At 35.2% G+C, this 17,709-nt stretch carries 16 protein-coding genes and 1 other RNA gene; 11 read left to right on the plus strand and 6 right to left on the minus strand.

Translation table 11 applies throughout. The annotated features are described in order from the left end of the window. Nucleotides 1-108 precede the first annotated feature (108 nt). The 11 genes from AT685_RS00670 (at nucleotide 109) to ssrA (ending at nucleotide 12,165) form a co-directional block, all read left to right on the plus strand. The gene (locus AT685_RS00670) at nucleotides 109-1,707 is read left to right on the plus strand and encodes a capsule assembly Wzi family protein (RefSeq protein WP_081040503.1); all 1,599 of its coding nucleotides are present in this window, start codon (nucleotides 109-111) and stop codon (nucleotides 1,705-1,707) included. Between the two features lie 689 nt (nucleotides 1,708-2,396). Beyond that, nucleotides 2,397-4,256 carry a glutamine--fructose-6-phosphate transaminase (isomerizing) gene (gene glmS, locus AT685_RS00675; protein ID WP_072151131.1) on the plus strand — a complete coding sequence of 620 codons (1,860 nt, stop codon included), beginning with the start codon at nucleotides 2,397-2,399 and terminating at the stop codon, nucleotides 4,254-4,256. A 128-nt stretch (nucleotides 4,257-4,384) separates the two neighbouring features. Beyond that, nucleotides 4,385-4,789 carry a HEPN domain-containing protein gene (locus tag AT685_RS00680; protein ID WP_072150431.1) on the plus strand — a complete coding sequence of 135 codons (405 nt, stop codon included), beginning with the start codon at nucleotides 4,385-4,387 and terminating at the stop codon, nucleotides 4,787-4,789. Next, on the plus strand, nucleotides 4,752-5,093 hold the full coding sequence (locus AT685_RS00685; RefSeq protein ID WP_072151132.1) for a nucleotidyltransferase domain-containing protein: 342 nt from the start codon (nucleotides 4,752-4,754) through the stop codon (nucleotides 5,091-5,093). Before AT685_RS00680 ends, AT685_RS00685 begins: the two co-directional genes overlap by 38 nt. Nucleotides 5,094-5,111: 18 nt before the next feature. Then, a complete protein-coding gene (locus AT685_RS00690; RefSeq protein ID WP_072151133.1) occupies nucleotides 5,112-6,455 on the plus strand; it encodes a UDP-glucose dehydrogenase family protein in 1,344 nt (447 codons plus the stop codon). 73 nt (nucleotides 6,456-6,528) lie between these two features. Continuing rightward, the gene (gene rfbC / locus AT685_RS00695) at nucleotides 6,529-7,086 is read left to right on the plus strand and encodes a dTDP-4-dehydrorhamnose 3,5-epimerase (RefSeq protein ID WP_072151134.1); all 558 of its coding nucleotides are present in this window, start codon (nucleotides 6,529-6,531) and stop codon (nucleotides 7,084-7,086) included. Nucleotide 7,087: 1 nt separating this feature from the next. Then, entirely contained in the window at nucleotides 7,088-8,254 is a 1,167-nt protein-coding gene (hypD, locus tag AT685_RS00700; RefSeq protein ID WP_072151135.1) for a hydrogenase formation protein HypD, read from the plus strand. Beyond that, on the plus strand, nucleotides 8,223-9,911 hold the full coding sequence (locus AT685_RS00705; RefSeq protein WP_072151136.1) for a hydrogenase maturation protein: 1,689 nt from the start codon (nucleotides 8,223-8,225) through the stop codon (nucleotides 9,909-9,911). The genes hypD and AT685_RS00705 overlap by 32 nt, the downstream gene beginning before the upstream one ends. A 20-nt stretch (nucleotides 9,912-9,931) precedes the next feature. Continuing rightward, nucleotides 9,932-10,873: a UDP-glucuronic acid decarboxylase family protein gene (locus AT685_RS00710; RefSeq protein ID WP_072151137.1), complete on the plus strand. Its 942-nt coding sequence runs from the start codon at nucleotides 9,932-9,934 to the stop codon at nucleotides 10,871-10,873. Then, nucleotides 10,867-11,265, plus strand: coding sequence for a hypothetical protein (locus AT685_RS00715; RefSeq protein WP_072151138.1), 399 nt, complete (start codon nucleotides 10,867-10,869; stop codon nucleotides 11,263-11,265). The genes AT685_RS00710 and AT685_RS00715 overlap by 7 nt, the downstream gene beginning before the upstream one ends. 512 nt (nucleotides 11,266-11,777) lie before the next feature. Next, nucleotides 11,778-12,165: a transfer-messenger RNA gene (gene ssrA, locus AT685_RS00720) on the plus strand. A gap of 22 nt (nucleotides 12,166-12,187) precedes the next feature. On the opposite strand, the gene accD is transcribed toward ssrA, so the two are convergent. The 6 genes from accD to AT685_RS00750 all read right to left on the minus strand — a co-directional run. Next, a complete protein-coding gene (gene accD / locus AT685_RS00725; RefSeq protein ID WP_072151139.1) occupies nucleotides 12,188-13,027 on the minus strand; it encodes an acetyl-CoA carboxylase, carboxyltransferase subunit beta in 840 nt (279 codons plus the stop codon). Nucleotides 13,028-13,036: 9 nt separating this feature from the next. Beyond that, the gene (gene tsaB, locus AT685_RS00730) at nucleotides 13,037-13,732 is read right to left on the minus strand and encodes a tRNA (adenosine(37)-N6)-threonylcarbamoyltransferase complex dimerization subunit type 1 TsaB (protein WP_072150440.1); all 696 of its coding nucleotides are present in this window, start codon (nucleotides 13,730-13,732) and stop codon (nucleotides 13,037-13,039) included. Then, a complete protein-coding gene (gene tsaE, locus AT685_RS00735) occupies nucleotides 13,729-14,151 on the minus strand; it encodes a tRNA (adenosine(37)-N6)-threonylcarbamoyltransferase complex ATPase subunit type 1 TsaE (protein ID WP_072150441.1) in 423 nt (140 codons plus the stop codon). Before tsaE ends, tsaB begins: the two co-directional genes overlap by 4 nt. Next, a complete protein-coding gene (gene porX, locus AT685_RS00740; protein WP_072151140.1) occupies nucleotides 14,152-15,723 on the minus strand; it encodes a T9SS response regulator signal transducer PorX in 1,572 nt (523 codons plus the stop codon). Nucleotides 15,724-15,787: 64 nt separating this feature from the next. Next, the gene (locus AT685_RS00745) at nucleotides 15,788-17,305 is read right to left on the minus strand and encodes an oligosaccharide flippase family protein (RefSeq protein WP_081040505.1); all 1,518 of its coding nucleotides are present in this window, start codon (nucleotides 17,303-17,305) and stop codon (nucleotides 15,788-15,790) included. Beyond that, nucleotides 17,302-17,709 (minus strand): glycosyltransferase (locus AT685_RS00750; RefSeq protein ID WP_143713055.1); only part of this gene is annotated, 408 nt, incomplete at its 5' end. The genes AT685_RS00745 and AT685_RS00750, both read right to left, overlap by 4 nt.

Below are 17,709 nucleotides of genomic sequence, written 5' to 3' on the forward strand. Positions count from 1 at the left end.
ATCTGACTTTTCTGGGGTAAGGGCTTCTCTAACTCACTTTAGATTAATTCCCTTTCTATTTCAATCCTTTAAAACCCTAAGGGGAAAATCTTAATATATGATTACTTTATGATGGAGAAAGGAACATATTGCTTGAACAAATTCATGGTTTTTATTGTAATTATAATTGTTTTTCTTGGATCTCGTTCCTTCTCTCAGTTTTCTGAAACAATTCCTACTGATTACTGGGTTTACAGTGTGATTGAAGAACTAAAAATTCGTGGCTATTTCAGGGGATTGCCTCAGGGATATAAACCGTATTCAAGAATTGATGTTGCGAAAGAAATTATCAAAGAAAAAGATAAGGCGCAAAATAATTTTGAAAAAGAACTTTTTAAAAAGCTTGAACATGAATTTGCTGATGAAATTAACTTCTTAAATACACAGAGAATAAATTTAAATAATGATTTGATGTTTAAGACTGGTGTTATGCTTTCTGAATACGCTTGGCGTGATGGTTATTCAAATCGTCTTTTAAGGTTTAGGGGCAGAGCAAAGTTTTCACTGTATTATGGTGATAAGTTTACACTTTATAATAATTCTTTAATGGATCAAAATTTGCTTGATGATACAACTTACACTGGAAATAGATTCCGAAATTTTTTCGCTGGATATACCGAGCAAAGTTATTTAAAATTAAATTTTGAGCTGGTTTCAATAAAATTTGGGCGCGATTATATCAAGTGGGGATATGGTAAGGGTGGAAACCTTTTGATTTCTGATTTTGCTGTTCCGTATGATCTACTTCAATTTGATCTTTTCTCAAAGAAGGTGAAGTATAGTTTTTTCCTCTCACAGCTTGATAATATAACTTATTCTCCAGATACAGGGAAAACTTTTTTAAACGCAAATAGGTATTTAACAGGAGGAAGATTTGAATTAAATCTATGGAATAAATTTTACATTGGCTTTGCACAAATGATTTTATATGGTGGCTCCAACCGTGGAATTGATATAACTCTATCAAATCCATTTGCTTTTTATTATGAGTTTCAAGCAAATGAGGGAAAGGAATTAAATGGAATGGTATATTTAGATTTAAGTTTTTATCCTGTTAAAAATTTAAACTTTTATGGCGAACTTTTAATTGATGATTGGCAGGTTAGCAGGCAATCCAAAGGAGACCTTGAGCCAAATGAATATGGGTTTATAATTGGTTTTAGGTGGGCTGATTTTTTTAAATTTATATCTGGTAATGAACTTCAAGTTGAATATACACAAGTTAGAAACAGAACATATAACACAAAGCGTGAATATGAAAAATATCTTCGTTTTAAACGTCCAATTGCACATCCACTTGGGAACGATTTCCAAAGTTTTGAATTATGGCTAACGCAATGGATTTTGAGGAAATTAAAATTAACTCTAAATTACAAATTTATTGAACACGGGGAAGGCTCAATTGAAAAACCTTGGGATGAGCCGTGGATGGCACCTGATATAACAGTTGAAACTGGATATAAAGAAAAATTTCCATATGGTGTGGTTGAAAGAACACATAGAATCGGGTTTGGTTTGTTTTATTATTTTAGCTCAAAATTAAATTTTAATCTTGAGGTTTTTTATTCAGATATAAAAAATTATAAAAACATTGAGGGATCTAAAAAGAAGTTATTCACATTTAAAGCCTGGTTATTTTTCAACTTTGATAAAACAGTAGGGAGCTAAGAAATTCAAATCATTTGTCATCGCGTTTTGAGATTGCTTCGGGGCTTCGCCCCTCAATGACAGGATGAAAAACTGACTCACTCCCTAACCCCCTCTCTATAAAAATAGAGAGGGGGAGAATTAAAAAGGGTAAGTTAATAAACGACTCACCCCCTAACCCCCTCTCTATTTATAGAGAGGGAGAACTAAGGTGGTGAGTTAATGAATTGACTCACCCTCTAACCCCCTCTCTACAACTGTAGAGAGGGGGAACTTAAAGGGGGTGAGTAAAAAAATAAAAATTCCCCCGACATAATTACTTTGCGACTTCGTCGCTTTGCACCATGCAATAATTCAACCCCTGTTCCCTCTATACAATTTTAGAGAGGAGAACTAAAGAGGTGAATTAATAAATTGACTCACCCCCTAACCCCCTCTCTAAATTTAGAGAGGGGGGAAATGAAAAGGGGGTGAGTTAATAAACTAACCCACCCCAACTCCCTCTCTAAAGTTAGAGAGAGGAGAATTAAGAGAGGTAAGTTAACAAACTAACTCACCCTCTACCCCCCTCTCTACAGCTGTAGAGAGGGGGAACTTAAAGGGGGTGAGTTGAAAAATTGACCCACCCTAACCCTCTCTATTTATAGAAAGGCAGAATTAAAGGGGGGGTGAGTTAACAAGATAAATCTAAAATAAAAAAGGTTTAAAGTATGTGTGGCATTGTTGGTTATATCGGGAAGAGAAATATCTTTGAAGTTCTTATAAGTGGGTTGAAAAGACTTGAATACAGGGGATATGATTCAGCAGGAATCGCCATATTATCTGATGATGTTTTTATTTTAAAGAGGGCTGGAAAAGTTTCAAAACTTGAAAACGAACTTCAAAATTTTGCACCTATTGTAAATTCAACCTCGTTTTCTTTATCTGTAGGTATAGCTCACACGAGATGGGCAACACATGGTGAGCCAAGCGATATAAATGCACACCCTTTAACTGATTGCACAGGTAAATTTGCGGTTGTTCATAACGGAATAATTGAAAATTATCAAATCTTAAAGAAAAAACTTGAATCGCTTGGACATATCTTCAAAAGTCAAACTGATACTGAAGTAATTTCTCATTTGATAGAGGAATTTTATAAAAACACAAAAGATTTCATAACATCTGTTCAACTTGCTCTTAATCATATTGAAGGAACATATGGGCTTGGGATAGTCTGTGCGCATGAGCCTGAAAAAATAATTGTTGCAAGAAAAGGAAGTCCGATAATAATTGGTTTGGGTGATGGGGAGTATATAGCAGCTTCAGACCCCTCAGCTATTGTTGCTTTAACAAGAAATGTAATTTATCTTGAGCATGGTGAAATTGGGATAATCTCACCTGATGGTGTTGAGGTAAGGAAGATACATTCTGATGAAAAATTGGATCTTGATAGCAGAATTCACGAATTAGCGCTTAGTTTAGATGAAATAGAAAAAGGTGGTTTTCCACATTTTATGCTTAAGGAAATCTTTGAACAGCCTGAGTCTTTGCTTAATTCAATGCGTGGCAGGATAAATGAAAAAGGCGAAGTAAAGCTCGGGGGAATCGCTGATTTTATGGATAAAATTTTAAATTCGAGAAGATTTATAATCACAGCATGTGGCACAAGTTGGCATGCTGGACTTGTTGGAAAATACATGCTTGAACAATATGCCGAAATACCCGTTGATGTTGAATATGCTTCCGAGTTTAGATATAGAAATCCAGTGATATTTCCAGATGATGTTGTGTGGTTGATAAGTCAAAGTGGTGAAACCGCAGATACTCTTGCCGCATTGCGACTTGCTAAGGCGAAGGGAGCAACTGTTCTTGGAATCGTAAATGTGGTTGGTTCAACAATTGCAAGAGAAAGCCATGCTGGAGTTTATATCCATGCCGGACCTGAAATTGGGGTTGCATCAACAAAGGCTTTTACAAGTCAGCTTGTTGTGCTTAGTTTAATTACGCTGTTGCTTGGAAGAGAAAAAGGGAAAATATCTCCCGAACTCGCATCTGAGATAGCAAGGGAATTGATTTCAATTCCTGAAAAAGTTAAAAAAATTCTTGAATTAAATGATCACATAAAAGCGCTTGCAGAAAAATATAAAGACCATCATAACTTTCTATATCTTGGGCGTGGGTTTAATTATCCAGTTGCGCTTGAGGGCGCCCTGAAACTAAAAGAAATTTCTTATATCCATGCAGAAGGTTATCCAGCAGCTGAAATGAAACATGGACCAATTGCTTTAATTGATGAAAATATGCCTGTTGTTTTTATCGCTGTTAAAGATGGTGTTTACGAGAAAGTCCTAAGCAATATGGAAGAAGTTAAAGCAAGAAAGGGAAAAATAATTTCAATTGTTACTGAACTTGATGATAAAGTAGCGAAATTATCTGATCACACCATTCAAATTCCACAAACATTTGATATGTTGATGCCGATTCTCTCTGTGATACCATTGCAGTTGCTTGCTTATCACATCGCTGTTATGCGTGGGTGTGATGTTGATCAGCCGAGAAATCTTGCAAAAAGCGTAACGGTGGAATAGGGAATAAACCAAATTTGTAAAGGGGAAAATTCTTTGTTAACTTTGCAAAGAAGATTTATTTTTATATTTGGTATTACCAGATGAAGATAAGTTTTATGAATTTTTAAAATTCTAAAATCCGAACGATTATGAATAGGTGGAAAGATTGGTATGATCAAGCGAAAAGGGATATTGAGAGAGCCAGAATTGATATTGATTTTAAATTTTATGAGTGGGCTTGTTTTACAGCACAACAATCCGCTGAAAAAGCGGTAAAGGCGCTCGCTTTGAAAATCGGTTTAAATTTATGGGGACATTCCATATTTGAAATGATAAAAATTTTATCTGGAAAGATTGAAATTCCTGAAAAAATAGGTGAATACGCAAAATTGCTTGATCTATACTATATACCGCCAAGATATCCTAATGGGTTTGCTTCAGGTAAACCAGCTGATTACTTCACGGAAAAACAAGCATTGGAGGCATTAGATGCGGCAAGTAATATCATCAAGTTCTGTGAAGGGATTTTATTTAAAGAGGGAGGAGATACTTAAAACAGTTGAAGAGATATCAAAAACTGCTATGGATTTATTCCCAGAAATAGATGAGATAAGAATTTTCGGTTCATTTGCAAAGAAGCAGGAGACAGGGTTAAGTGATATTGACATTTTCGTATTGTTAAGTGATACTGGAAGCGAAAACCCGATTGAAAGATGTAAAAAGTATTTCTATTTTTTCGCAGATAATCTTGATATTGCAGTTGATGTTATAGTCGCTGGAGAAAACGAAATTGAGAGTTTTAGGAATTTAATAAACGAAAGTATTTTGGTCGTAAAAAGAACCCCAAAAACAAATTAAAATAAATCTGCTTAAAAAATGGACATTTCAATCATTGGAACTGGTTATGTTGGACTTGTTACAGGGGCCTGTTTTGCCGAAAGTGGGAACAATGTGGTCTGTATGGATATTGATAAAGAGAAAATCAATAAGCTTAAAAAGGGGATCGTTCCAATCTATGAGCCCGGTCTTGATGAAATTGTGAGAAAAAATTTAAATACTGGAAGATTGAAGTTTACAACTGATCTTGAATATGCTGTTAGAAATTCAGAAATAATTTTTCTTTGCCTCCCAACTCCGCCCGGAAAAGACGGGGATGCTGATCTTGGGATTTTATTTTCCGTTGTGAAGAATATCGCGAAAATTTTGCGGGGATTAGCAAAAGACGAAAAAAAACAGCTTAAAAAGCTTATAGTTAGCAAGTCAACAGTACCAGTTGGAACGGCGGATAAAATAAAAGAAATGTTAAATAAAGAACTTGGCAAGTATTCAGATAAAATTGATTTGTATGTGGCTTCAAACCCAGAATTTTTAAAAGAGGGAAACGCTGTGCAGGACTTCATGTTTCCAGATAGAGTCGTGATAGGAGTAAATGATGGGGAAGCAGAAAAAATTCTTCGCGAACTTTATGAACCTTTCGTCAGAACAGGAGCTCCAATTCTTGTGATGGATACGCGAAGCGCTGAAATGGTTAAATATACCGCAAATGCTTTTCTTGCTATGAGAATTTCATTTATGAATGAGATGGCAAACCTTTGTGAAAAGCTTGGCGCTGATGTTGAAAAAGTAAGAATTGCAATCGGTTATGATAATAGAATAGGTCCGAGATTTTTGTTTCCCGGCGTTGGCTGGGGCGGTAGCTGTTTCCCTAAAGATATAAAAGCATTGATTAAAATGGGCGAGAAAAATGGCGTTGAATTGAAAATCGTTAAATCAGTTTATGAGGTTAATGAAAGACAGAAGAAATTAATAGTTGAAAAGATAAAAAAACATTTTGGAAGGGAATTGAAGAATAAAAAGATAGCAATATGGGGATTGTCTTTTAAACCAAAGACAGATGATATGAGAGAAGCACCTTCAATTGTAATCATAAATGAATTGTTAAAACTTGGAGCAAAAATTTCCGCTTTTGATCCCGTAGCTGTGCCAAATGCAAAGAAAATTTTCGGTGATAAAGTAAAATTTGCAAAAAATCAATATGAGGCTTTGAAAAATGCAGATGCTCTTGTCCTCATAACTGAATGGCAAGAATTTAGAGAACCTGATTTTAATTACATAAAAACATTGATGCGAACCCCTGTTGTCTTTGATGGAAGAAATATCTATAATCCAGAGAAACTCAAAAAACTTGGGTTTACATATTATGGCATCGGCAGAGGGTAAATTTATCTGAATAGCTCTATCGGCTTTGAAAGTGAAAACTTTAAAAACTCTTCATTAAAAGTTACCAAGGGTTATGCCATTTAAATTCACGAGGGTTAGTGAAATACCGGATTTGATCATAATAGAACCAACAGTCTTTGAGGATAATCGCGGATTTTTCATGGAGACTTACTCGTATAGAGAATTTGAAAGGGTTGGAATAAAAGAGAAGTTCGTTCAAGATAATCATTCAAAATCTGTGAAAGGAGTTTTAAGAGGCTTACATTTTCAAATTGAGCCATTTGCTCAGTCAAAACTTGTAAGATGTATAAAAGGCGAGATATTTGATGTTGCGGTTGATATTAGACCCGAATCTGCAACCTTCAAAAAATGGTTTGGTTTAATACTCTCTGAAGAAAATAAAAGAATGTTATATATCCCCAAAGGTTTTGCTCATGGTTTTGTTGTGCTCTCTGAAGTTGCTGAGGTTGAGTATAAAGTTGATAATTTTTATTCACCTGAACATGAGCGTGGCATAATCTGGAATGACCCAGAAATAGGAATTAAATGGCCTTTTGAAAACCCAATTCTTTCCCCAAAAGATATGAATTTGCCTAAGTTATCAAAACTAATGGAGGAATTATTAAGTTGAAATGATGCAGAAAGAAAATGTTCTCATAACCTATAAAGATCCAGAAAGGGTGAAGATTTTGGAAAAGATGATCAAAGAAACAGTTGAAAAAATTGGAAGGTCCTTAAGGATAATGGAGTTTTGCGGTGGGCATACGCATACCATAATGAAATATGGGATAGATCAAATTTTAAAAGGGTTTATACATTTTGTGCATGGTCCGGGGTGTCCTGTATGTGTTTTACCAATGCAAAGAGTTGACCTTGCTATAGAACTCGCTAAACAAAAAGATGTTATTTTGTGTACTTATGGCGATGTTCTTAGGGTTCCCGGGTCAAATAGAAAAAGTTTGCTTAATTTAAAAGCGGAGGGAAGCGATGTAAGGATGTTTTATTCTTGTCTTGATGCAATAAAGGTAGCGCAGAATAATCCTGATAAGCAAGTGATATTTTTTGCTATAGGATTTGAAACTACAACACCTCAAACTGCCCTTTTAATACTAAAAGCAAAAGATCTTGGTCTTAAAAATCTTTCCGTTGTATCAAATCATGTTATAACTCCGGCTGCAATACAACATATCCTCAACGCTCCTGAGGTAAGAGAAGTTGGTAGTATTGATATAGATGGTTTTATAGGTCCAGGGCATGTAAGCACCATAATTGGCACAAGACCGTATGAATATTTCGCCGAGGAATTCTTAAAACCAGTTGTTATATCTGGCTTTGAACCTTTGGATATAATGATCTCTGTTTACATGATAGCTAAACAAATTAAAGAAAGAAAGGCATTTGTGGAAAACCAATATGTGAGATTTGTGACTAGGGAGGGAAATATCAAAGCACAAAAACTTGTAGCTGAGGTATTTGAATTGAGAAAAGAGTTTGAATGGAGAGGATTGGGCATGATTCCTTATAGCGCTTTGAAGATAAAAAAGAAATACTCTGATTTTGATGCAGAAGAAAGGTTTAAGGTTGAAGTTCCGCCACCGAAGGAACATCCAGCTTGTATATGTGGAAAAGTAATCAGAGGTGTAGCTCTTCCTTTTGAATGTAGACTTTTTGGAAAAGTTTGTACGCCATCAAATCCCTATGGTTCATGTATGGTTTCATCAGAGGGTGCATGTGCAGCTTATTACAATTATAGAGGTACAATTTTAAATGAGGATACTCTTTCTGTGCCATCGGTTTAACTCGTTGTCTCAGCGACTTTACTGTGAGCTAGCTGAAAGAGGTCATGAAGTATCTATAGAGCTTGATGTCCATCCAGAACTTATGATAGAGGCAGTAAATCTTTACAAGCCAGATATAGTGATTGCACCTTTCCTTAAGAGAAAAATCCCAAAAGAGGTATGGCAAAAATATACTACCTTGATTATTCACCCTGGGCCACCTGGAGATAGAGGTCCAAACGCGCTTGATTGGGCTATTCTGGAGAAAAAACAGCTTTGGGGTGTAACGGTGCTTGAGGCAAGCGAAGAATATGATGCTGGGGATATTTATTCGTATAGGATATTTCCAGTCAGATTTGCAAAAAAATCAAGTATTTATAGACTTGAAGTGACAGAATCAGCTGTTGAATGTATACTTGAGACATTGGAGAAATTTGAGTCTGGTAAAATTGATAAATTTCCACAAGATAACGCTGTATTTAATCCAGTAGTGCCGAAAGATTTCAGAAGAATTAACTGGGAAAAAGATAACACTGATGATGTGTTAAGAAAAATCTACGCATCCGATGGTCAACCTGGAGCTATTGCAAACATTCTCGGGACTGATTATTATTTATTCAACGTCTATCGTGAAGATTATTTGAAAGGTAAGCCAGGGCAGTTAATAGCTCAAAGGGATGAGGCTGTTTGCATAGGCACAAAAGATGGTGCGGTATGGATAACTTATATGCGGAGTGAAGAGAAAAATTCAATTAAATTGCCAGCTATAAGAGTTTTGCCTAAATCCATTAGTGAGACTTTAAAAGAAGAACCATTAAAAGCATGGGAAAGTGTAAGTTTTGAAACCTATAGAGAAATATCTTATGAAGAATCCAAAGGGATCGCATATATAAAGTTCTATTTTTATAACGGGGCAATGTCCACGGAACAATGTTATCGTCTCCAAGAAGTTGTTAAATACGCGAAAAATAAGCCTGTTAAAGCAATTGTACTACTTGGGAATGAAGATTTCTTTTCCAATGGTATGAATCTTAACACCATTGAAGCATCTGAAAGTCCGGCTGACGAATCGTGGAGAAATATAAACGCTATGGACGATTTATGTGAGGAGATATTAACCACAAATGATAAGTTAACAGTAGCTGGTTTGATTGGAAATGCTGGAGCAGGGGGTGTGTTTTTGGCTTTAACTTGCGATTTTGTTTTTGCAAGAGAAGGTGTGGTTTTAAATCCACACTATAAGAACATTGGAAATCTTTATGGCTCTGAATTTTGGACATATACATTACCTAAAAGAGTAGGATGGGAAAAGGGAAAGGAGATAATGGAGAATCGCATGCCTATAAGCTCAAACAAAGCCGCTAAATTGGGACTCATAGATGGAACTTTTGCGAAAACACCGGAGGAATTTATAGAAAGGTTGAAAATAATGCTTGAAACATTTATAAATTCTCCTGATTATAGCGATTTCATCTCAAAAAAGAGAGAAGAAAGAGAAAAAGAATGGGCTGTAAAGCCACTAAGAGCTTATAGGGAAGAGGAACTTGAAAGGATGAAGCTTAATTTTTATGGTTTTGATACCAGTTATCATATTGCCAGATATTACTTTGTAAGAAGGTTTCTGCCTTTCCGAACTCCTCCTTATCTTGCTATTCACCGCCGGAATGTTTTATTATAAAATTAATTTGGGAGTTAAAAGTGGCAAAAGTTGTAATAACAGGTGGAGCTGGATTTATTGGCTCGCATTTATGCGATAGATTTATTGCAGAAGGCGATGAAGTTATTTGCCTTGACAATCTTATTACAGGAAACCTTGATAACATTGCCCATCTTTTCGGTCATCCAAAGTTTAAGTTTATAAAATATGATGTCACCGAATTTCTTTATGTTCCGGGTGATGTTCACTTCATTTTACATTTTGCATCTCCTGCAAGTCCAATGGACTATGTTAAGTATCCTATTCAAACGCTAAAAGTTGGGGCACTTGGAACCCATAAAGCATTGGGGCTTGCGAAGGCAAAGGGTGCAAGGTTTCTTCTCGCATCAACAAGCGAAGTTTATGGTGATCCGCTTGTACACCCACAAAGTGAGGAATATTGGGGTAATGTTAACCCAATTGGAATACGGGGTGTGTATGATGAGGCAAAGAGATTTGCAGAAGCTATGACAATGGCATATCACAGATACCATGGACTTGACACAAGGATCGCGAGAATTTTCAATACCTATGGTCCAAGAATGAGAATCGACGATGGAAGAGCTATCCCTGCATTTATGACCCAAGCACTTAAAGGTGAGGATATAACCGTTTTTGGTGATGGAAACCAAACAAGAAGCATCTGTTATATTGATGATCTTGTTGATGGGATTTTTAAACTCTTGATGTCTGATTATGTTTATCCGATAAATCTTGGAAATCCAGATGAGGTGACAATTCTTGAACTTGCTAAAGAGATAAAAGAACTTGCTGGAAGCAAAAGTACAATTGTTTTTAAACCACTCCCACCGGATGATCCAAAGGTAAGAAGACCTGATATAACAAGAGCAAAGGAGATCCTCGGCTGGGAACCAAAAATACCTAGAAAGGAAGGATTGAAAAGGACGCTTGAATACTTTAAACAAAAACTCGGGATATGGTGAAAGATTTTGGAGAGGATAAGGTTATTCATTTGATGAAAGGTAAGAGAAGATATATAACTATCTTACCTTATGAGGAATTCAAAAGGATGAAAGATAAGGTGAAAAGTTTTGAAAAAATTATTGATAAACAGCTCGAAAAAAGGGATGGATTTGATTTGAGGTTTACTGAAAATTTGCTCGTTGAAATTCTTGATTTATTTAAAGGTAACCTTGAAGAAGTTTATAAATTCATTGAAAAACTTGAAGACTTGAAGCTTAGGCCAATCCCTGTTGAAAGTAAAAAAATAGGTTCAAGCATATACGAAATTCTTCTCAATAATGTAGTTTTAACTTACCGAGTGAATAAGCAGAAAAAACTTCTTACAGTGTTGAAGGTTGAAAGGGGAACTTAAAATTTACCATTTGCTAATGGTAGCAAAGAAATTTAGCCTTGGAGAGCCGTAACAATAAACTTCTTTTCGTGCCGTGGGAATTGTATAGATACGGCGATTTTCGGTGAAGTGATTTCTTTAGAGGTCCTTAGGACCTTTTTGAAAAAGTAAAATTAAATCCACTCTCAAAGGGATCGCTTCGCCGAAAATTGCAGATATAGACAAACTTAAACGAATTTCCTCGGCGAAGCGATCCTCCAAAGGAGTCCTTAGAACCTTTGCGAAAAAGATTTCTCAACCTACCAGGAAGTCATCCCCTCACCTTTTCTCTAATGGATGTTATGTAAACTTGACCTAAAAAGACTTCGTTAATTCTTCCCCTTTGCTGATTTTATGTTTAAAAAATCCCAATGAAGCGAAAACCTTAAGAAATTTTGAAATTTGTTTCCTTCTTTTTAAATTTTTATTGGAACTTTCAAGGATGTATTTAACTGTTAATTAAATTTGGATTTCGTCATCGTTCTTTGAAATTTGGGGGTGGCGTGGTTTCGACGGGAGCCACGGGCACTTAAAACTGCACGCCGTGCTTTTGCCGTGTGCACGTTAAATAAACGGCGAAAAATAAGTGCCAACTATTCATATGCCTTGGCTGCCTAAAAATCAATGGCAGCCCGTCCTTTATAACTTGTGCCTGTCCAGGTTATAAAGGGCGTGGAAAAAGACAGGCTCACGCTATCTCTGTTCTCGCCCCGAAGGGGTCCCTTCGGGAGAGGGATGGCGTGAACAAAAATTCCGAGATAGTCCCGCTATCTTAGGTGCCTGTCCCTAAAGGCGGGGCGAAATCTTAAAGACAGGCTAAGCGTGTAGATGTTTTAAGTGTCTGGCTTCCGGACCCGGGTTCGACTCCCGGCACCTCCACTGTCAAACTTCAATCCCAATTATCTTACTTTTCAAGTATCAACTTTAAAATTTGAACTATCTTATTTTTTAACTCCTTCCTGTGTACAATAAGATCAATAAAACCATGCTCAAGTAGAAATTCAGATCTTTGAAATCCTTCCGGCAAATCTTTACCTGTTGCCTGTTTTATTACCCTTGGTCCTGCAAAGCCAATTAAAGCGCCAGGTTCAGCTATATTTATATCCCCAAGCATGGCGTAACTTGCTGTTACTCCGCCCGTTGTTGGATCTGTCAAAACAGATATATACGGTATCTTTGCAGAGGATAATTTTGTAAGCATTGCTGATGTTTTTGCCATTTGCATTAGTGAAAGAGCGCTTTCCATCATTCTTGCACCACCACTGGATGAAACTATTATAAGTGGGTTCCTCAGTTTATATGCTCTCTCAATCGCCCTCGCAACCTTCTCTCCCACCACAGAACCCATACTTCCACCTATGAATCTAAAGTCCATTACGCCAATTACAACCGGTATTCCATTCATCTTACCTGTTCCTGTGATAATTGCCTCGTTTAAACCTGTCTTTTTCATTGCTTCTTTTAGTCGTTCTTTATATGGTTTCGTATCAACAAACGATAATACATCTACAGAGCGTAATTTTTTGTCAAACTCTTTAAATGTCCCTTTATCAATCAAAATATTAATATAGTTATAGCTTGTGATTCTGAAATGATAATTGCACTTATGACATGTCCATAAATTCAGTTCAAGCTGTGACTTATGTATTATCTCCCCACACTGTTCACACTTTGTCCATAATCCTTCTGGTAATTCTTTTTTCTCACCCGAAATGTTCCCTGTTAATCTCTTGAACCAGGACATTATTTTTTTTTACTTTGTTTTTATTAGAAACTCTTTAACATAGATTGGTTCTATAGTTTCTATATCCGAAAACTCGCCTCTTTGATATTTTTGCTCTGCAATTGTGGCGACATAAAAAGCATCGGTGCAGTTAATCTCATCTTCAAGAAAGATCATTGTATCTTGACTATAAAATTTCTCCCTTAAAATTTCAACACCATCTCCGATAAATACTGTTAAGCCACTTATTTTTTTCTTAATCTCATCAATTCCACCAGAAAGATAGTTACTTACCCTTACAAGTTGATCACTTTCGTATTTATAAAAGCTAAAGTAAAAGTCGCTTTGTTTAGCGTTTAAAACCGCACAAACGAAAATTTCATTATGTATATAATTTTTAAGAATATTGCAAAATTGTTTTGCCCTTAAAGCAAGCGCATCAAGTGTTGGAACTGCTATCAAAGGTTTTCCCAAAACATAGCATAATCCTTTCGCCACACTTAAGCTTATCCTGAGTCCAGTGAACGATCCAGGACCAATTGATACCGCTATTGCTTTTATATCTTTTAATGTAATATTTATATTTTCCAGCGTTTGATTAATAATTAAAATTAGTTTTTCTGCGTGTAGCTGTTTGGTGTTTAATATATTTTTTGATTTTTGTTTTTCATTTTCAATAACGGATACGGAACAGATATCAGTTGATGTATCAATTGCCAAAATCATAACTTAATAATTTCCACCTCCCTTTCATTTTCATACCTTCCAAAATTAAGATATATCTCATATCTCTTTTGGGGTAAAATATCCTTTACTTTCTCCGCCCACTCTATCAACGATATTGCATCGTTATATATAAACTCATGAAATCCTATTTCAATAAGCTCATCAAGCGAATTAATTCTATAAAGATCAAAATGATAAATAACCAGATCCCCCTCATATTTGTTCATTATAATAAAACTTGGGCTGTTAACTGTCTCCTTAACATTAAGTCCAAGGCATACACCCTGAACAAATTTTGTTTTTCCAGAGCCAAGTTCACCGTAAAGTGCAACAACATCCCCAGCCTTTAACATCTTTGCAAAATCTTTTCCAAGTTGTATTGTTTCAACCTCACTTTTAGTAATAAACTTGCCAATCATTTAAAGTTTTGGAGTGAGTTTTACAAGTGGGATTATCATTTCCTCAAGCGAAATACCACCATGTTGGAAAGTATCTTTATAAAGATTTAAATAATGGTGATAATCAGTCGGATATACAAAATAATAATCTTCCTTTGCAATTATGTAATTTATAGCAACACCTCGTTTTGGAAGTTTATATTCCTCTGGTTTTTGGATAAGGATCGCCTCTTTCTCATCACATCGTAAATTTCTTCCATACTTATATCTCAAATTCGTTGCTGCTTCTCTATCAGCGAAAACTTTAGAACCACGCAAAACTCTAATGCTACCGTGATCAGTTGTAACAAATACAACAACACTTTTCATCTTTGAAAGCGTTTTTAACATTCTATAGAAAGATGAATAAACAAACCAAGTTCGTGTAACTCCACGATATGCTGATTCATCAAATGATAACTCTTTTATAACAGTTGAATCACTTCTACTATGAGCAAGCATATCAACAAAATTAACAACTATAGCAGTTAACTGCCCTTGAGCATAACTTGTTATATTTTGTTCAACCCCAAGTCCAAAATCAGGATCAATTATTTTAAAGTATCTTACCTTTGACTTCAACTTTATTTTTTTTCTTTGAAGTAAATCTTCGAGAAATTCCCTCTCATACTTGTTTCTACTTCTTTCTTCATCTTCATTACCTTCCCAAAGCTCGGGAAATCTTTTTTCTATCTCAATTGGGAAAAGCCCACTGAAAATGGCGTTCCTTGAATATGGTGTTGCTGTCGGTAGAATTGAATAATAATATTGTCTCTCTACAATGAAATAATCGTGCAACTCCCTCTCCATCATAATCCACTGGTCAAGGCGCATACAATCAACAACAAAAAACACAACATTTTTCCCATCCTCTATCTCTGGAATCAAATATCTCTCAACTACATCAACTGATAACGTAGGTCGGTTTTCAGATTCAATCCATTCAGGGTAATTTTTTTCAATATATTTCCCAAACTCAATATTACAACGTCTCTTTTGTTCAAAAAGCGATTCTCTTAAACCAAGTTCTGGATGTTCATCAAGTTCTATATCCCATTTTGTTAAGCGAAGATAAATTTCAATCCAATCCTGATAATCAAGTTCTGTCATCAAAGCATTTTCAATCGCACGAAATCCCTGCAAGTATTCTATCGTTAACTTCTCACTTGTTATTTTCTTTGCCTCAATAAATTTTTTACATACCATTAATATCTGGCTTGGATTAACTGGTTTGGTAAGGTAATCACTTATTTTATACCCAATCGCATCTTCCATTAAGCTTTCTTCCTCATTTTTCGTAACCATAACAACAGGTATCCCAGGAAACAATTCTTTAATTTCAGAAAGGGTTTGCAACCCCCCCTTTCCAGGCATTATTTCATCAAGCAATATCAGATCAATATCTTTCCCCTTCTCCCTTAAAAACTCAATCGCATCATCTCCATTTGTAGCAATGGAAACATCATATCCCTTTTGTTCAAGAAACAATATATGTGATCTCAAAAGTTCTATTTCATCGTCTATCCAAAGTATATGTCCTTTTCTTTCTTTCATTTTTTTACGCGGTTTTCTTTTTCAAATAAAAATTAAAAATCAAAAGCAAAATAAACAAACAGTGTCAAAATATATCAAGAACCTTATTTAAATACATTCCAACTTTTCCCTTAGCCATTTCTATTATGCTTGAAATGATCTCCGTTTTTCTCAACAAATAATAAAACGCTATGAGAAACCAAACAAGAGATATTAAAATGCGTAGATAAAATCTTAAATAAACATCAAAAATAAAGAATTTTAAGGCGAAACTAAAAAAAATTGGAAACGATAAAAAAGAAAATTTAGCAAATGAAATGATTAGCGATAAAAAGCCTTTCGTGGAAAATATCAAACCTTTATAGTTTCCATAACCTAAAATAAAAAGAATGAATGTTCTGGCAAAAAAGTTTAAAAAGGTTATATATGAAATTCCGAGCAATCCAAGTCCAGTATTATAAGCCAAATAATTCAAAAAAAGTATAAATGGAATAAATGCTATATTAACAATAAGAAGTTTTACCTGTTGATTTATAGTAATCAAAAATGTTCCAAGTATCGCACCAAGTGAGAGGAAGTAGTAAGCAATTGAAAGTTTATCAATATATCTTAAACTTTCTGTATACTTTGGCAGTAAGAAGTGGATGAATGGTTCAGCAACTGCGATGGTAAGTATTGAAATTAATGGGGTTATGAAAGCAAGAGCAAGCATAGATTCATCAAGAAAAATTTTTATACTTTCTTTGGATTTCGTCTTTCCAAATTCTTCAATCATTCTCTGACCAACAAACTGTCCAAGAGTTACAGAGACGAAATAAGGTATCATGCCAAATCCGACCGCAACTGAATAATATCCCATTTTTGACTTTTCAAAAAGATTTGCAACGGAAAATTTATCTACGCTCATAAGAAATCCGTAAGTAAAGCCAACAAGCAAAATTTGAAAACCAACATTGAGAATTTCCTTTAAAAGATGAAAATTTACCTTTGGTTTGATTTCTTTCCATATATTTTTCATAGAGAAAATAAAGGCAATTAAAAACGCAAGCGTCATCCCCCAAAAAATTCCAACGATTTTAAATTTAAACATCAAAAGAAACGAAAGCGTTAAGTCAAGAACTGCTTGCACAAGTTGATATATATATGCCTGTTTAAACTTATGCCTTATCCGATAATATGTTAAAGCAAACATAAAATTTTGATTTAATAAAACAGCAATAGCAGATAAAATGACTGCAGTTTTATTTTCTGTGACTGTCTCAAACGGAGAAAGAAAAGAATAAATTATAACGATGAGTAAAAATATGGATGTTATAAAATTTAATCCCCAAAGCCCTGATCTAAGTAATTCCCTTGCCCTTTTTTCATCACCACTTCCAATTTCATATGGGACAATGCGAGAAAGCCCATCAATTACCCCAAGGTTAGCATAATTCCCATAGGAAAAAAATAGAAAAATAGAACTGTAAACTCCGAAATCATAAGGACCGAGAAGTTTTGCAAAAATAAAGTTACGAAAGAACAAAATAAATTGAACTAAATACTGCGATACAATCGCAACGGAAAAATCACTTAATACTTTTCTCCTTGACCATTTCATCATAATATTGATTCATAGATTTTCTCAATCTTTTTTGCCACATCTTCTGCGTTATAATTTTGAACGACAAACTCCCTTGCCTTCTTGCCCATCTCGCTTGCTAACTTTTCATCTATTAAAATTTTCTTCATTGCTTTATAAAGTTCAAGAAAGTCAAACGGTTGAACAAGTATAGCTTTATCCTCAACTACTTCAGGTATGGATCCACTCATAGTTGTTATCACTGGTTTCCCACACGCCATGCTCTCAATTAGAACCATCCCAAATTGTTCCTGCCACCTTTGAGTAGGAACACTTGGAAGAACAAAAACATCAGCAAGATTGTGGTATTTGGGCATTTCATCATAATCAAAGGAGAGGGCAAATATAACGGAGGGCTGAAGGGGTAAAACGGGGGAAGGAAAAGA

This window comes from Candidatus Kryptobacter tengchongensis (assembly GCF_001458555.1).
Taxonomy (GTDB): domain Bacteria; phylum Bacteroidota; class Ignavibacteria; order Kryptoniales; family Kryptoniaceae; genus Kryptonium; species Kryptonium tengchongense.

Bases quoted from the DNA above. Each gene is read 5' to 3' on its own strand.
- AT685_RS00670 (WP_081040503.1), top strand. From the start codon at position 109: ATGATGGAGAAAGGAACATATTGCTTGAACAAATTCATGGTTTTTATT.
- glmS (WP_072151131.1), top strand. From the start codon at position 2,397: ATGTGTGGCATTGTTGGTTATATCGGGAAGAGAAATATCTTTGAAGTT.
- AT685_RS00680 (WP_072150431.1), top strand. From the start codon at position 4,385: ATGAATAGGTGGAAAGATTGGTATGATCAAGCGAAAAGGGATATTGAG.
- AT685_RS00690 (WP_072151133.1), top strand. From the start codon at position 5,112: ATGGACATTTCAATCATTGGAACTGGTTATGTTGGACTTGTTACAGGG.
- rfbC (WP_072151134.1), top strand. From the start codon at position 6,529: ATGCCATTTAAATTCACGAGGGTTAGTGAAATACCGGATTTGATCATA.
- hypD (WP_072151135.1), top strand. From the start codon at position 7,088: ATGATGCAGAAAGAAAATGTTCTCATAACCTATAAAGATCCAGAAAGG.
- AT685_RS00705 (WP_072151136.1), top strand. From the start codon at position 8,223: ATGAGGATACTCTTTCTGTGCCATCGGTTTAACTCGTTGTCTCAGCGA.
- AT685_RS00715 (WP_072151138.1), top strand. From the start codon at position 10,867: ATGGTGAAAGATTTTGGAGAGGATAAGGTTATTCATTTGATGAAAGGT.
- accD (WP_072151139.1), bottom strand. From the start codon at position 13,027: ATGTCCTGGTTCAAGAGATTAACAGGGAACATTTCGGGTGAGAAAAAA.
- tsaB (WP_072150440.1), bottom strand. From the start codon at position 13,732: ATGATTTTGGCAATTGATACATCAACTGATATCTGTTCCGTATCCGTT.
- tsaE (WP_072150441.1), bottom strand. From the start codon at position 14,151: ATGATTGGCAAGTTTATTACTAAAAGTGAGGTTGAAACAATACAACTT.
- porX (WP_072151140.1), bottom strand. From the start codon at position 15,723: ATGAAAGAAAGAAAAGGACATATACTTTGGATAGACGATGAAATAGAA.
- AT685_RS00745 (WP_081040505.1), bottom strand. From the start codon at position 17,305: ATGATGAAATGGTCAAGGAGAAAAGTATTAAGTGATTTTTCCGTTGCG.